This window comes from Mastigocoleus testarum BC008 (genome assembly GCF_001456025.1).
Taxonomy (GTDB): Bacteria; Cyanobacteriota; Cyanobacteriia; order Cyanobacteriales; family Nostocaceae; genus Mastigocoleus; species Mastigocoleus testarum.
In genome coordinates, this window is the sequence record NZ_LMTZ01000106.1 from 1 (window position 1) to 15347 (window position 15347).

At 40.2% G+C, this 15347-nt stretch carries 11 protein-coding genes and 1 pseudogene; 2 read left to right on the forward strand and 10 right to left on the reverse strand.

The features are described from left to right. Positions 1–217: 217 nt before the first annotated feature. The 3 genes and pseudogenes from BC008_RS25110 to BC008_RS47625 form a co-directional block, all read right to left on the reverse strand. Positions 218–1246: a zinc-dependent alcohol dehydrogenase gene (locus tag BC008_RS25110; protein ID WP_027847008.1), complete on the reverse strand. Its 1029-nt coding sequence runs from the start codon at positions 1244–1246 to the stop codon at positions 218–220. Between the two features lie 196 nt (positions 1247–1442). Continuing rightward, complete coding sequence (locus tag BC008_RS25115; RefSeq protein ID WP_058183994.1) at positions 1443–1628, reverse strand: hypothetical protein; 186 nt, start codon at positions 1626–1628, stop codon at positions 1443–1445. A 127-nt stretch (positions 1629–1755) separates the two neighbouring features. Beyond that, a pseudogene (locus BC008_RS47625) lies at positions 1756–3222 on the reverse strand (IS5 family transposase). Between the two features lie 245 nt (positions 3223–3467). On the opposite strand from BC008_RS47625, the gene BC008_RS25125 reads away from it, so the two are divergent. Further along, positions 3468–3884 carry a transposase gene (locus BC008_RS25125; protein ID WP_082650626.1) on the forward strand — a complete coding sequence of 139 codons (417 nt, stop codon included), beginning with the start codon at positions 3468–3470 and terminating at the stop codon, positions 3882–3884. 177 nt (positions 3885–4061) lie between these two features. On the opposite strand, the gene BC008_RS25130 is transcribed toward BC008_RS25125, so the two are convergent. From BC008_RS25130 to BC008_RS25150, 6 genes are all read right to left on the reverse strand, one after another. Beyond that, a complete protein-coding gene (locus tag BC008_RS25130) occupies positions 4062–4259 on the reverse strand; it encodes a hypothetical protein (protein WP_058183995.1) in 198 nt (65 codons plus the stop codon). Between the two features lie 748 nt (positions 4260–5007). Beyond that, on the reverse strand, positions 5008–8115 hold the full coding sequence (infB, locus tag BC008_RS25135) for a translation initiation factor IF-2 (RefSeq protein ID WP_058183996.1): 3108 nt from the start codon (positions 8113–8115) through the stop codon (positions 5008–5010). A gap of 435 nt (positions 8116–8550) precedes the next feature. Further along, positions 8551–8823 (reverse strand): YlxR family protein, encoded by a 273-nt coding sequence (locus BC008_RS46750; protein WP_072207768.1) that lies wholly within the window; start codon positions 8821–8823, stop codon positions 8551–8553. A gap of 63 nt (positions 8824–8886) precedes the next feature. After that, complete coding sequence (gene nusA, locus BC008_RS25140; protein WP_036267399.1) at positions 8887–10260, reverse strand: transcription termination factor NusA; 1374 nt, start codon at positions 10258–10260, stop codon at positions 8887–8889. 357 nt (positions 10261–10617) lie between these two features. Continuing rightward, positions 10618–11076 (reverse strand): ribosome maturation factor RimP, encoded by a 459-nt coding sequence (gene rimP, locus BC008_RS25145; protein WP_027845607.1) that lies wholly within the window; start codon positions 11074–11076, stop codon positions 10618–10620. Positions 11077–11316: 240 nt separating this feature from the next. After that, positions 11317–12768 carry a hypothetical protein gene (locus BC008_RS25150; protein WP_027845608.1) on the reverse strand — a complete coding sequence of 484 codons (1452 nt, stop codon included), beginning with the start codon at positions 12766–12768 and terminating at the stop codon, positions 11317–11319. Between the two features lie 270 nt (positions 12769–13038). Here BC008_RS25150 and BC008_RS48650 point away from each other — a divergent pair, with 270 nt between their 5' ends. Next, entirely contained in the window at positions 13039–14319 is a 1281-nt protein-coding gene (locus BC008_RS48650; RefSeq protein WP_235595936.1) for a peptidoglycan-binding domain-containing protein, read from the forward strand. A 23-nt stretch (positions 14320–14342) separates the two neighbouring features. Here BC008_RS48650 and BC008_RS25160 read toward each other — a convergent pair whose 3' ends face one another. Then, positions 14343–15266, reverse strand: a complete 924-nt coding sequence (locus BC008_RS25160; RefSeq protein WP_027845019.1) for an SDH family Clp fold serine proteinase — start codon at positions 15264–15266, stop codon at positions 14343–14345. Between the last annotated feature and the right edge of the window lie 81 nt (positions 15267–15347).

Genomic DNA, 15347 nt, shown 5'->3' on the forward strand with positions numbered 1-15347 from the left:
TAATTCGGGATAAGTCCTCTTCTAATCCTTTTGGTTGGTCATGGATACCTGAGTAACTCCTTACCCCGGAATTTTGAGGGGATACATAAAAAATTTGTGGGAGTATGGAAAGCACCTCTATTCAGAGCCTGCGGCGTCGGCGGAGCGAAAGACAACACGGGAGAATTTATTGTGCGTTAAAAAATAATTTAACATTTAAATACTTGCTGCTAAGTTTTTAAGGAAGCATTGCGACTTTAACCACTTTTCGTTCTCTCATGTCACACAACACCTGTTCCAAATCTTTCAACGGTCGCTTTTGAGTGATTAATAAATCAAACGGTATTTTGCGACTTGCGATTAAAGATAATGCTTCTCGAACGAAATGAGGGGTATTATGAAAAACACCTTTAAGTGTAAGTTCGCTGTAATGCAGTTGTTCGGTATTAACCTTAATATTTGTATTTCTCGGACAACCACCAAATAAATTTACTGTCGCACCAGGACGAGCGCAAGCGATCGCAGTTTCCCAAACACTGGGTACTCCCGTAGCTTCAATGACTACATCTGCACCCCATCCTTGGGTTATTTCCTTCACCACCTCAGGGATATCAACCAAATTATGATAATTAAAAATGTGGGCTGCACCTAATTCTTTACCAATTTCTAAACGCGAATTATTACCACCAAACAATAAAACTTCTGCGGAAAAATCGCGAGCTAATTTCGCTACAAACATTAATCCAATTGCTCCATCACCCAAAACAGCTACGCGATCGTCTGCTTTAACATCAGAACGGGCGACTCCATGGAGTACACAAGCTAAAGGTTCTGTAATTGCTGCTAATTCATCGGGTAATTCGCCAGGAATAGAAAGCATATTATGGTTAACAATTGGTGCTGGAATTTTGAGAAACTGAGCAAAAGTTCCATTATTCCAAGTTAAATTTGGGCACAGAGAGAACTCCCGACGCTGACAAAAAAAACATTCCATGCACGGAGCAGAATTATTTGCAACAATGCGATCGCCAATTTGCCATTTGGTAACACCTTGACCCACAGCGACAATAGTCCCAGCCGCTTCATGACCAAAAAGAGTGGGAGGTTTAAGCATTCGTGCATGACCGCCACGTCGCCATACCTTTAAATCCGTACCGCAGGTTGTAGCTGCATCAACTCGGATTACAACCTCTCCTTGCTCTGGTGCTGGATCGGTTACCTTTTCCCAACGTAGATCCTCTTTACCGTAAAGTACTGCTGCTAACACGTCGTTTTTTCAGTTATCAGTTGTCAGTTTATGGCTAACGCCACGCCCTTACGGGCTACAGTTATTAGTTGTTAGTTAACTGTTCACTGTTCACTGATAACTGTTCCCTAAATAAAATCAACTCCACCCGATTTTATCAGGTGGAGCAAGAAATTTTGGTTTTATGAAAAAATAAAAATCTGGAGTTGCAGAAGACTTAGGAATTGATTACTGAACGGCGAAATACTTTACTATCAATAGTTTCAGGGGTAGATATCTGAGTAACACCTAGAGAAGGTACTTCTTGCCAGCAAGTTTTACAAAACCAGTAGACTTCACTTTGACGGACATGACGCAAGAGAGAAGAACCACAACAAGGACAGTTGTTAACTTTCATGCTCATACCGATGTCCTCCTAAAAAAAGGTTATTAATTAGGGCTTGCTGAAAAAGTAAGATACAGATTGATTCGTTATTCGAGGAAAAACAAAAAATAAGTTTTGAACATATTAAGGCAACTAAAATATAAATTCATCTAATACTAGACTGTAAAAAAGGTGTATTTCTGAAAAATAGACATAAAAAAGCCCTAATTAAACGTGAGAGATGAGTAGAAAGATTCATCACTAAAAAAGCAATAGCAATTGCAGTTTCAGATGTACAAGAAAGTTTTGTCATAATTTGATTGAGGCTAAATTTTCTTTTAGCTTGTCCAAACTTTCCCTCAATACAATTGCGAATCCTTTCGTCTTGTAAAGCTTGCTTTTTTTGTTCCTTGGTAACCATTTTAGTTGGTCTACCTAAAGGGGGACCACTAATTCTAATACCTCGTTCTTTGCACCAAGCTCTATTTTCTCTTGTGCGGTAAATTTTATCTACATGAACAGATTCTGGATAATAACCAGTATATTTTTTAAATGCTTCAAATGAGTGTTTTTAAGTCTCCTGATTCGTTAAAGTTATCCCAACTAATATGGTCTAAAAATATATACCCATTAAAACAACTAGCTGATAACTTTGCACCGAATTCCACGGATTTACCGGCTTTACCTCTAACGATTGGACGGATATGTGGTTGATTTAAACTGACAATACGATCATCAATACTCTGCTTTTTATTCTTGTGCAACCATAGTTGTTGTCTATAAACTTCTCCTACAACTAGCAACATTTTATATTGTCTTTTACTTAAACCCTCTAGAGTAGCTCCTAACATAATTAGCCGCTCAATATGAGATAGGTTTCTTTTAATGTACTGGAGCTGTTTTTTTATTGCTTTTCTTCTTTTCTCTCGCAACACACAACGCTTTTTAGCTACTTTTAAATACTCTTTTCTTGCTATGTCTCGATATGTTCTTGGTTTTTTATCTAATTTTTCTTTTATCTGTTTATAAAGTAAATCTATAATTTTTTCTGTCTGTTTTCTTGCTTGGTTTAATAATCCTAAATCTGTTGGATAGCTGATATCACTTGGCGCACAAGTAGCATCTAATATCAGTTGACCACGATTTTTTGATTCACTTACTTCTTGTTCTTCTTTTTTTTTTCATTTCCTGGAGTTGTTCGTGCCCCGCACGGGTGCAAAGATGTTTCTTCTAACATCCTCTTCACCATTTGTTGATTTATTTGATTGACTAGATTTACGCCTATTCTTTCCCGAAAATGAACTAGCATTGATGGGTCAAATGGAGCTTTATGATTATAGGATGACATTCCTATAAAATACTGTAGATAAGGGTTTTCCTTTATTTGCTCAACTGTTTCTCTATCACTTATTCCTAACTTTTCTTTAATAATCAATGCCCCTAATGCCACCCTAAATGACTTTGCTGGTGCCCCCATTTCCTCTGAAAAAAATGAAGAATATTCTTCTTCAAACTCTGACCATGGTACTAAAGAAGCCATGATTACCCAACGGTTATCTTCTGATAACTTTCCTTGAAACGGAAGCTCAAAGTTTTCAGGTGATATTTGAGATTTTTCCTCTTTTCGGTACATAAATACTAGTTGCACCCCTTGTTCTTCCTCACCGTGATGCAAGGGTTTTGAGTTATTTTAGACTGTTTTCTTGCATCTGAATATATTCCTTGGGTCTGATAATGTATTAACCATCACCTTTTTGTATTTATTCAGCAAGCCCTATTTACACTCGTGGTTCTCTGATAGGAAATTAAAAGTGTTTCCCTAACTTTAGTAATACAGCAGTTTTGAGGTATATGAGGTACAAATAGTATTAGTGCATCATATACCTCAAAACTGCTGTAAGTGTAATAGGAGCAATTTGCTTGAAGAAAGTATTGGGTGTGATGACTTTAAATGGATCAATGGATGGAGATGCATATAAAGTTTTTGTAGAACATATTTTACTACCGCAATTATGGGTAGGTGCGGTTGTTGTAATGGACAACTTACCAGCACATAAAGTCGAAGAAATTAAGCCCTTAATTGAATCTGTAGGTGCAAGTATTCTTTACCTATCTCCTTATTCACCGGAATTTAATCCAATAGAACATTGGTGGTCACAATTAAAAGCTTTTCTTAAACAATTCTCTCCAAAAAATGCATTTGTAGTTGATGGTTTAATTAAAATCGCACTGCAATTAATTAATCCACAACACCTAAAAAATTGGTTTACAAATTGTTGTTACTGTACCTCATAAACCCCAAATATGCTGTATGTGCAAGTGACGACCGACAAGTAAAGTCGAGCGAAATTATCCAGAAATACGATCCAGAAATATACTACTCAGAAATCAGCTATAGAAGGAAAAATTTGTATGTTATATATATTTCCATCTGTGCTGTTGACAAGATAAATGTGGGAGGTTATGAGATTTTTAGTAAGCCAAAGCTTCTAAAGTTTCCCGCAAGTAACATTGTACTTGTTCCTCTAAGGGCAATTTTTTTAGCTGATTATCTCCATCGTGTAGCCAGCGTTGGAAGCCAGAACTAGCGGCGATAGCAGATTTCAGGCTATACCAAATTTCATTATCACCAGAAAATAGTTGTTCGCTAGAAGCTAAAGTGTGATTCATAGTTTTGATCCTTGTATTTTTTTAGAGAATCAAGGAGAACAAGACTTGGGTAGATCCATAATCCGTATCTCCAGCGTGAAATATTGCTTAATACAATCTCAAGGTAATAGTTTTACAGTAACAAATTCTGTTTAATTGGCAACTAAATTTGCTTTTCTAAGATGTTTTTTTTATATCAACCGCATTAATTTTAACGCTTTGTAGAGAAGGATTCAGAATTCAGAAGTCATAAATTTAAATAAGAATTTATACTTTTAAATTCTTTTATGACCTTAAAAACTATCTTTGTGTCTTTATCAAAAGTTTTTCCAGCTTAATCTTACAAGAGTTGTAATCATAGCACTACATAATAAAGTTAGGGCATAGGTAAATCCTGTTTGTCCTACGGACACGCGCTTAGGTTAACGCCGACGCCATAAAAGCTTCAACTGTAGCCGCGCTACCTACGGTTAAGTCTTACTGCATTGCTGCGCTAACGTCGTCAGAGGCGTGCATTCGTCTTTAGACGCGTCCAAACCGTTATGCTTTGCTAGACGCTAATGACTTACGCATAGCGCTATATATCGCTAACAACAAATCAAAAAACTGGAGTTCTGAAGGCAGAAATCTCCAGTTTTTTGGTATAGCTTGCAAACATAGAACTATTTGCAGCTAACCTTATGTAGGCGATGTCCCCGTAGAGGATGTGCGTAGCTCTTATGAGATGAGAGGGTCAACTCATCCCATTCCCTGATACTCACCTTGGGAATCATCTTGCAAGTGATAGAGTCCGGCGCTTAGTAACCATTTGGTAGGCTTCAATGACGTCACCTTCTTGCCAAGAATTGAATTTATCAATGCCAATACCGCATTCATAACCAGAATTCACTTCTCGGACATCTTCTTTCATCCGCTTGAGTGAGTCTAAGACTCCTTCGTAAATGACCCGATCACCACGGCGAACCCTCAATTTGGAGTTACGCAACAGTTTTCCGGATTGAATGTAACAACCAGCAACTGCTCCTCGACCCACAGGGAAAACAGCACGTACTTCGGCTTGACCCAAAGCTTCTTCTACTAGTTCCGGTTCCAGCAATCCTTCTAAAGCTCCCTGGATATCTTCTAGCAGTTTGTAGATGATATTGTATTCTCTTACATCCACACCTGCTTCATCCGCAGCATGTCTAGCTCCGCTAGCGTAAGTAGTATTAAAACCGATAATTACAGCACCACTCGCTGCTGCTAAGTCAATATCAGTTTGAGTTACTTCTCCTGGCGCAGCTAAAAGTAAACGAATTTGCACTTCGTTTTGCGGAATTTGTTGAAGCGATCCGAGAATAGCTTCGATAGAACCTTGAACATCAGCTTTAAGAATAAGGTTGAGTTCTTTTAACTCGCCTTCCTGTGCTTGTGCAGAAATTCCAGTTAAAGTAACGCGCCCCTGCATCAAACGAGATTGACGTTGCTTCTCAGCACGCTCACTAGCAAGTGCTCGTGCTTCTTTTTCATTATTGAAGACTTCGAATTCATCACCTGCTGCAGGAACATCATTTAAACCAAGAACCTCTACAGCAAAAGAAGGAGCAGCAGTTGTTACTCTTTCACTTCTATCATCAACCATAGCCCGCACTTTACCAAATACCGAGCCAGCAACCAAAATATCGCCGACTTTCAAAGTACCATTTTGGATTAGTAACGTAGCGACAGCGCCTTTGGCTTTGTCCAGATGGGCTTCGATAACGGTTCCTTTCGCCATACGATCCGGATTCGCATTAAGTTCTTCTACTTCTGCTACTAACAGAATCATTTCCAAGAGTGTGTCTAAGTTCTCACCCTTGATTGCACTTACAGGAACCATAATAGTTTCACCGCCCCATTCTTCAGGGGTTAGACCATACTGGGTTAATTCCTGCTTAACTCTATCTGGCTGTGCTTCTTCCTTATCAATTTTATTAACTGCCACAATGATTGGAACCTTGGCAGCTTGAGCGTGGCTGATAGCTTCAATGGTTTGGGGACGAACTCCGTCATCAGCAGCTACTACCAATATCGCAATATCTGTAACTCTTGCCCCGCGCGCCCGCATCGCTGTAAACGCTTCGTGACCCGGCGTATCTAAGAACACAATTTGTTCTTGTTTATCATTATGCTCCAAGTCTACGTGGTATGCTCCAATGTGCTGGGTAATGCCGCCTGCTTCTCCAGCTGCGACCTTACTTTTACGAATAGAATCAAGTAGGGTTGTCTTTCCGTGATCGACGTGACCCATAATTGTCACAACTGGCGGACGACGATGGAGATATTCCAAGTCTTCCAAATCGATCATTTCTGTGACCTTGCGAGCTTCAGCTTCTGGTTCTTGGGTTTCAACTTCAACCCCTGCTTCGTTCGCAACCAAAATCACTGTAGGAACATCCAGGTTTTGGGTAATACTTACTGCCATGCCTTTAAGGAACAGAATTTTGACAATTTCTGTATCTGCTATTGTCAATGCTTCTGATAACTCCTGCACAGTCATGGTGCCGGTTATTTGTAGTTTTTCAGGTCGCTGAGGCTTCTGCTCTGTTTCGCGACGGCGATTTTGATTTTGTTCGCCTTTAGATGTAGAAGGTTTTTTCGTTCTCGCGCTTGGGGTCGCTCTAGTAACTGCTTGTGCAGGTTTAGCGCTTTTTGGTTTRGGCGGRCGAGCGAYCGCGTTACTTACTTGAATTGCTTCTACTGTATCTTGATTTTCATCATCTAGGAGATCGTCATCTTCAAAATCATCAACGATTGGTTTTTGACGTTTATTTTTAGCTGGGCCTTTACCAACCTTACTTGATTCTTTAACTTCGTCTAAAGTATCTACTTCCGAATGACGTTTTTTACCACCTCTATTCAAACGCGGTGGTGTTGGACGCTTAAGTTCTATTGTTGTTTCAGTGACGACATCATTGTCATCATATTCTTCGCTAGATACTTCTGCTGGTTTATTTGGTGGAATTGCTTTGACAGGTGCAGGAACTGCTGAAGCTGCTGGATATTCCGTGGAACGTCCAGGCTTGCTCGGGCGCTGAGGCGATGCTGCCTTTTCAGACCTATTTGTCCTGATTTCTGGCTTACTCGGTGCAGAAGATGCCGAACGCACTGGTTTCTGCGGCAAAGGTTTGGCTGCATCAGCTTGTTTTTGCTGTTGCTGTTGCTTATTAACTTTTTGCTTGCCTTGCCCTTGTTGATCTTTATTGCGTCTGAGTATTGGTTTCTCAATGTTAACACCCGAAACATTTGCCGTTGGTTTTGGCGCTGCCGGTCTTTGGGGAGGAGCAACCAACTGTGGTTTTTCTACCGGACTGACTGCTTTTGGAGCAACTGCGGCCGGTTTTTCGGGTCTTGTTTTACTAGTATCTGCCGTTTGATTATTATTGCGATTACTGTTGCTATTGTTATTGGCAACAGCAGGTTTTTGTTGATTTTCTGATTGATTTTGTACTGGTCTAGTTGATGCCACAGGCTTCATTGGTGGAACGGTTGGAGCGAAAGGCCGGGGGGAAGAAAGAGGTTTAGCCTCATCATTATGAGCAGCTTGTTGGTCGGTAGCAGCCGACGCCTCTGGGTTGTTGGAGGCAGAATTTTTCACCACTTTGGGTTTACGAATCTCCAAAATTTCTGGTTTTTTAGGTGTAGCAGATCGAGAACGGGAGCCAGTTTGTGACGGATGATGTCTATTGGGTGGAAGTTTTTCGGCTGCCGACCGGATACGCTGGGCTTCGGATTCTGTAATCGTACTGCTGTGACTTTTGACCGCGATGTTGAGCTGGTCGCAAATTGCTAATAGCTCTTTGTTATCCAAATTCAATTCCTTTGATAATTCGTAAATTCTAACTTTGCCGTTGTTCATCCACTCTTCCCCTTAAATTTACAGCTTTAACGGATGGTTGCCAGATTAAAGCGACATCTCCATCCTTTGATACTGTGTAATAGTTGCCGTAGAATTTCATATTGGCAGCTATGCTTTAGGAAAGAGAGATGTTTCAGTTCAATGCTGGCATCTCACCTAAATTGATGGTTGACGCCACAATGGGTGTAGGCGCTACCCGTTGTTGGTTGTGTAGGTTTTTGTTTTGCAGATTTTGAGTTTTCCACGACACAAGCAAGTAAGACTTGTTGGAGGTTTGATTTCGCTGCTAAAAATTATTAGAGCGGGGTGTATGACACCCATATATATTCTACTCCGGCACTACATGAACCATCATAGAGGGTTTAATGACAGCCACAGGCAATAATGACTGTAATTTTTATTCGGAGTATGGATTGCTGCAAAAATAAGTTCAAATTATGAACATTTGGTATGGGAATTACTTTGATTTAGGCGTTCCCACAATGTCTGATACACCGTATCAGGGACAGATACACGCAGTGCTCGCCCTAGTCTATTTTTTTTCCCTGCCGCTTGCAAGCAGCTAGGATTCTGACAAATGTAGGCGGAGCGCCCCATACCCCTATCTAATTGTACCTGCCCGGATGAGAAGACTCTGACAATCCGCCAAAATTCCTCCTTCAAACCCACTTTGCGGCAACTAATACAACGCCGATAATTTGGTTTCATTAGTTTTGTGTTGTGGAATTTTTGGTAATTCTAGTTAAGTTTTAAAATTTCATTTATTTAAGTTTATACCGACTCTTCTTTAGTGGTCTCAAATATCTCATTTTCCTCTAATAATTCCGTTTTTTCTTGCTCTAAGTTTACTAGTTGTTCTGATAGCTGTTCCGATGAAAATTTCTCAAGGGGAATTTCTTCATGAATTCGTGTTTCTGTCGGGCTTACCTCTTCTTCTAGAATTTCTTCAACCTCATCAAATTCTTCTGATGCATGTTGTGCTCTTGTTTCTGCAAACTTAGCGTCCTCTGCTGCATAATCATATTTGGCTTTGTCTTTGATGTCTATTTTCCACCCCGTTAAGCGAGCAGCTAGGCGAACATTTTGTCCTTCTTTACCAATGGCTAAACTGAGCTGATCCTCGGCAACCAAGACATGAGTTTGTCTGGTTTCTGGGTCCATCAAACGCACCTCATCTACCCGTGCTGGGCTTAAAGCATTGGCGATATAGGTTGCAGGATCTGGCGACCAACGAATGACATCGATTTTTTCACCCCGTAATTCGTTTACTACCACCTGAATCCGCGAACCTCTTGCCCCAATGCACGCACCAACGGGATCTACATCGCGGTCGAGGGTATCAACAGCAATTTTGGTGCGAGGTCCAACATAACGTGATGGTGGATTAGCTTCTCGCGCCACCGCTACTATTCGCACGACTTCATCTTCGATTTCTGGGACTTCATTAGCAAACAAGTAAACGACTAAACCAGCATCAGCACGGGACACTAATAGTTGTGGACCTCTTTGCTGCCCCTGAGAAACTCTTTTGAGATAGACCTTAAATGTAGCATTCGCTCGATAGTTGTCATTAGGTAGCTGCTCGCGTTTTGGTAACTCAGCTTCTACTTCTGGTTGACCAAAATTGCTACTCACTGCCATAATTACTGACTGTCTTTCGAATCGCAGGACTCTAGCTTGCAAGACAGTTCCTTCTAAATCCTGAAATTCTTCTTGCACCATTTGGCGCTGTTGATCGCGGAGTTTTTGCGCCAGAACTTGTTTGGTTTGCATTGCAGCCATTCGACCGAATTCCCCTTGATCTGGGGTAACGTCCAATACTACTTCCTGACCGAGTTGGGCTTCATCACCGCCCATTTCTTGGACTTGCTTAAGGGAAATTTCGTGATCTGAATTGGTAACTTCTTCAACTATTGTTTTAGTTGCAACAACTCGAAAACCCTCATCTTCAACATCAAGTTGCACGTCGAAATTATTAAAATAGTCTTCATCAAATTGTTTGCGTTCCAAATTTTGGGCGCGGCGAAAACGTTCATATCCTTTAAGTAAGGCTTCCCTGATTGCTGATTGAACTGCTAGCCGGGGTAAATTCCTTTCCTTACTGATACTTTCAATTAATTCTTTTAATCCTTTTAAATCAACCATTGACATAATTAATCTCCATTGAAACAATAGGAAATAGGTAGAAAAACAAAAGAATAAGAAATAATATTCGCAATTGACTCCTTTTTCGATTTGAGGTAAGTTGTCAATTTTCTAGTATGTTCTTTTATCTTTTGCCCCCATTTCTTAGGCTTTTTAAGTCTATAAGAGTTAATTTTTCTTACTCCGAAACAGAGGTAAGACTTTTTTCGTCCGCCTGTTTCTCTGGGAACTAAATAATGTTTTGTTGGTAAAAGATTAAGATATCACCAACATAGGGGAATAGCTAATTGTTATCCCCAAAATACCTGTCCCAGAACTTAGATAAGAAGAAATTAATAACCCCTACATCTTTATCTCTCAACCTTCACTCAACTGGACTTTGGTCACAGAAGAGCGAGGAATACCAACTGTACGACCTTTACGATTCAAATACAACTTGCTTTCGTCACGACTAATTAACTGACCGCTCCACTCTTGCTTTCCGTTGTAGGGTGGAGAAGTGGATACAGTTATAGGGAATCCTTTGAAGGAAATAAAATCTCTTTCAGTGACTAGCAGTGGTGAAACACCAGGACTTGATATTTCCAAAACATAAGAATCTGGAATAACTTGTGCCGTATCTAAGCAAGCTTCCAAAGCACGGCTCATCCGTTCGCAATCATCCAGGCCGGTATCTTGCTGGGGGTTACGGATGTCTAAGCGCAAAACTGGCGGACGTTGGTTGGTGTGAAAGACAACGCCAACGACCTCTAATCCCAGTTGTTTGGCCACTGGTGTCGCTAATTCAATAATTTGCGGAACTAAGGGATGAGTCATGCAACAATTCCAACAAAAAAAGTGGGCTTCTACCCACTTCCGGTGATAAGTATATCTTCCAAGAAGTCTTGTCACGAATCAGTATTGATTCATTTCTATTCTGAGTTTAGCGCATTTCTTCTAGAGGAAGAAGGAAAGTACAAAATCAGGCGTTAATTTTTAAGATCCCTCAAAATCCTTCTTTTAAAACTAAAAAGATAATACTGGGAATAAAGAAAATAGCGATGGTTATATCTACTGCTATTTGATTTTTCTCATTTCTACTAGAGTAGAATTTTGCTTGACAACAGCGGGTACAGATACTTGATTTTTTAACTGCCTAGTTTTTTCTAATATTTGTTCCATGTCTTCCTGAGAAAGACGCTGTACGTAGTTAATTTTTACTTCCTCAAGAAAGTCGAACAATAAACTTTGGATTTCCGTTAAGATTTTTTTCCGCTGTATTTCGTCTCCCAAGCTTTCACCAAAACGCTGTATGAGGCGACTTGAGAGCTGCGCTGCAACTGGATCTTCTACTGCTGAAACTAAAGCTTTGTGCAGGTTAGTGGTAATTTCAGTCGCTAATTTCTCACTGAGTTGAGTTTGCATTTCTCCCATTCCTGGTAAGCTATGCAAGTTGCGATAGATCGGAGATTGATTCAGGGCGCTATCAATACTGTGTCGTAATAAGGCTACTATCTCTGGTTGGATTTTTGGTAAGACTTGATGTACCGTCGCTTTAACTACAATTCCACTAATCGCTTCAATTTCGTTGATATTATTAATATCTACATAAGTGTTTACACTACGGCTTTGTTTTAACCAGCGAGTCAAATCCCCGTTGTGGATGGATTGTTGAGTTTGATCGATTACGCGAATCACTACCATCTGGGTAATTTCTTCAGCAAAGTTAGCAACAATACCTTGCTCAATTTGTCGGCGCAATCCATGTAGTTTTAATAGCTGTGCTTTATCTAAGCGAAAAGCTACTGGTATGATTCGCAGCCACCGCCAAGCAGGTATCAGAAAAATTGCGTCATACCAATGCCACAAAATAGCGTTTAACCAACTAAAACTACTGTGACGGCGCTTGATGAAGTAACTGCGTACTATTAAGTCTAAAGTAAATAAAAGTACAATTGGCAAGTCATATAGCCAAAATCGATCGATATATTCACCATTTTCACCAATACGGCGGTAATAATTACTGGCAATTAAAGGCTTGATATTTCGAGCAAAAAATCCGATTTCTTTCGTAAAACTTTGTTTTGAGAGATACTCTTGAGACCAAAAAATACGGAAAGCTTCTTTTGCAGAATCATCACCGATGTGGGCACGCATTCGATTTTTGATTTTTTCCAAAGTTCCGCTTTTGGAAGCACTAGCAAAAGGATTTTCCTCAATCATTTCGACACTGAGGTTTTTTAAATCTTCAAGAGTTGCTTTGACTTGCGACGATTGCAAACCTGTATTGCTTATCTGGTTTTGCAATCGATTTACTACTTGGAGGTAGTTTTGTGTATCTCTGTGAGGTTCAATTCCTTTAACCGGATCGTAAACTTGGGTTAATTTTGGTAGATTGCGGAAATAAAAAGTTCGCCAAGGTACGTAGCTCAAATCGAATAAAACGAAACCTAAATTTATTGCAGCAATGATTGCCATAAATCTCTCAAACCAGAGATGATATCGCTTTGGGAGTTGATTCTGATTCATTACCATAAATAACCAATTTTGGCAAATACATTTATTATTTATTTAGTAAATATATCCAAAGAGGGATGACATTAAAAAAAAATGAGCAATCCCTCAAAAATAATTAATAAATAAAGACAAAAGCGTTAAACAAAATTAGAATGCAGCTACCAAGCACATATGTCTTGATAAAGATTGATTTAACCAATAGGAGTTTAAACCATGTGGTGTGGGATTCGTCGATCCACAAGTGCGAGAATAGCTACCATTTGTTTATTTGTTACTGGTATAGTGACTTCTAACACTGCCCTAGCGTTGAGGGAACGTAATTATACCCCTGAGGAATTTTGCGGTGTATTGCGTGGATTGGGTTATGAGGTTGAGATATCAAATACCTGCTTACAAGATTCCCAAACTAAAAAAGCAGTCGGTGAATTTCAACAAGGCTATAAGTTGGGTGTTGAGAGCGTTACTGGAGCAAAAACTCAAAATCACGCAGCCAGCATAGTCAAAATTCTTCAGACTAATTTAAATATGATTGTTAAGCCCGAACCACCCTTACCAGTAAATCAATTCTATGGTCCTCAAACAGCAGCAGCAGTCAAGAAATACCAAGAAAAATTGAAAATAGAACAAACTGGTATTGCTGATCTAGCTTTGCGACAACGTTTAGATAAAAAAGTTAAGGAAATGTTAGATACTCCAGAGTCAGGAGCAACAACTACTCCAAGTTCTGAAGTAACAACTCCAAAATCAGGAGAAACCACTACCCCGAGCCCTGAAGCAACAACTACTCCAAAACCAGGAGCAACAACTACTCCAAGTTCTGAAGTAACAACTCCAAAATCAGGAGAAACCACTACCCCGAGCCCTGAAGCAACAACTACTCCAAAACCAGGAGCAACAACTACTCCAAGTTCTGAAGTAACAACTCCAAAATCAGGAGAAACCACTACCCCGAGCCCTGAAGCAACAACTACTCCAAAACCAGGAGCAACAACTACTCCAAGTTCTGAAGTAACAACTCCAAAATCAGGAGAAACCACTACCCCGAGCCCTGAAGCAACAACTACTCCAAAACCAGGAGCAACAACTACTCCAAGTTCTGAAGTAACAACTCCAAAATCAGGAGAAACCACTACCCCGAGCCCTGAAGCAACAACTACTCCAAAACCAGGAGCAACAACTACTCCAAGTTCTGAAGTAACAACTCCAAAATCAGGAGAAACCACTACCCCGAGCCCTGAAGCAACAACTACTCCAAAACCAGGAGCAACAACTACTCCAAGTTCTGAAGTAACAACTCCAAAATCAGGAGAAACCACTACCCCGAGCCCTGAAGCAACAACTACTCCAACTCCTGAAGCAACAACTCCAAAATCAGGAGAAACCGCTACCCCAAATCCAGGAGCAACAACTCCAAGCTCAGGAGAAACCACCACCCCAAACCCAGGAGCAACAACTACTCCAACTCCGGAAGCAACATCTACTCCCAGCCCAGAAGCTACAAGTACCCCAACTCCGGAAGCAACATCTACTCCCAGTCCAACACCAAAACCTAAACCAGAATAGAAAGTAAAAGCTGAAACTGATAGCTAATAATCTACTAATGAGCAGTTAATTTTTTCATTCATTTGGCTAGGTTCTTCTAATGGTCTTCCCTTGGGAACAGGTAGAGTGGGACGACCGTCGTTATAAGGCATGGGAATGTACTGTACTGTCGGGCGTCCACCTTGCGGTTGAGGGTACAGATCCATCAGGTCGTAAACAGACCGGGGCAGTCCAACTGTAATGGGCAGCCCCATTTTCGTTGCTTCTTCAACGGTAATGGGATAATCATGGGTTACTTGTCCGGTTGTTAAAGCTTCGATGATCTCTTCGATATCTTCCGGTTTAACTTTTTGTTTGGGGATACAATCATTAAGTAAAGTACGGACAAATTCTTGTACTTGCTTAGTTGCTTTGCGGGCGATATCCGCCATAATTAGAGTTTGATCGTCAACTTCACCAATGGGTTTATCTTCGACGACTTTAATAATACTTGCGGCAGGATAATTACCAAGCTGAGGATCTACAGGTCCCAGCACAGCATTAGGATCCATGATTATTTCATCAGCAGCTAGAGCTAACATCGTACCACCACTCATTGCATAGTGAGGGACATATACAGTAACTTTTGCTTGGTGACGGATTAATGCCCTAGCAATTTGTTCAGTTGCTAAAACCAGACCACCTGGAGTGTGCAATATTAAATCTATAGGAACATCAGGGGGAGTAAGACGAATCGCTCGTAATATTTGCTCTGAATCTTCAATAGTTATATAGCGAGATAAAGGTATTCCGAGAAAACTAATAGATTCTTGGCGATGAATTAGAAGTATTACCCGACTCTTGCACTTTTTTTGAAATTCTTGAATTACGCTAAAGCGCCGATATTCTATTCGACGTTTTTGCCAAATCGGTTGGAGAGAAGACAATAATAAGAAAATCCAGAATAAATCAAAAATACCAAAATTCATAGAATAAATTCTTCAAAAATTAGATTCGCCGTCATTATTGTCACAACTTTTTCTAATTCTCAAGTCTATCTGGAGAAGGGG

What these genes read in the sequence shown, in the direction of transcription:
- BC008_RS25115 (WP_058183994.1), bottom strand. Translation starts at nt 1,628, where the DNA reads ATGAGCATGAAAGTTAACAACTGTCCTTGTTGTGGTTCTTCTCTCTTG.
- BC008_RS25130 (WP_058183995.1), bottom strand. Translation starts at nt 4,259, where the DNA reads ATGAATCACACTTTAGCTTCTAGCGAACAACTATTTTCTGGTGATAAT.
- BC008_RS46750 (WP_072207768.1), bottom strand. Translation starts at nt 8,823, where the DNA reads ATGAAACCAAATTATCGGCGTTGTATTAGTTGCCGCAAAGTGGGTTTG.
- nusA (WP_036267399.1), bottom strand. Translation starts at nt 10,260, where the DNA reads ATGGTTGATTTAAAAGGATTAAAAGAATTAATTGAAAGTATCAGTAAG.
- rimP (WP_027845607.1), bottom strand. Translation starts at nt 11,076, where the DNA reads ATGACTCATCCCTTAGTTCCGCAAATTATTGAATTAGCGACACCAGTG.
- BC008_RS25150 (WP_027845608.1), bottom strand. Translation starts at nt 12,768, where the DNA reads ATGAATCAGAATCAACTCCCAAAGCGATATCATCTCTGGTTTGAGAGA.
- BC008_RS25160 (WP_027845019.1), bottom strand. Translation starts at nt 15,266, where the DNA reads ATGAATTTTGGTATTTTTGATTTATTCTGGATTTTCTTATTATTGTCT.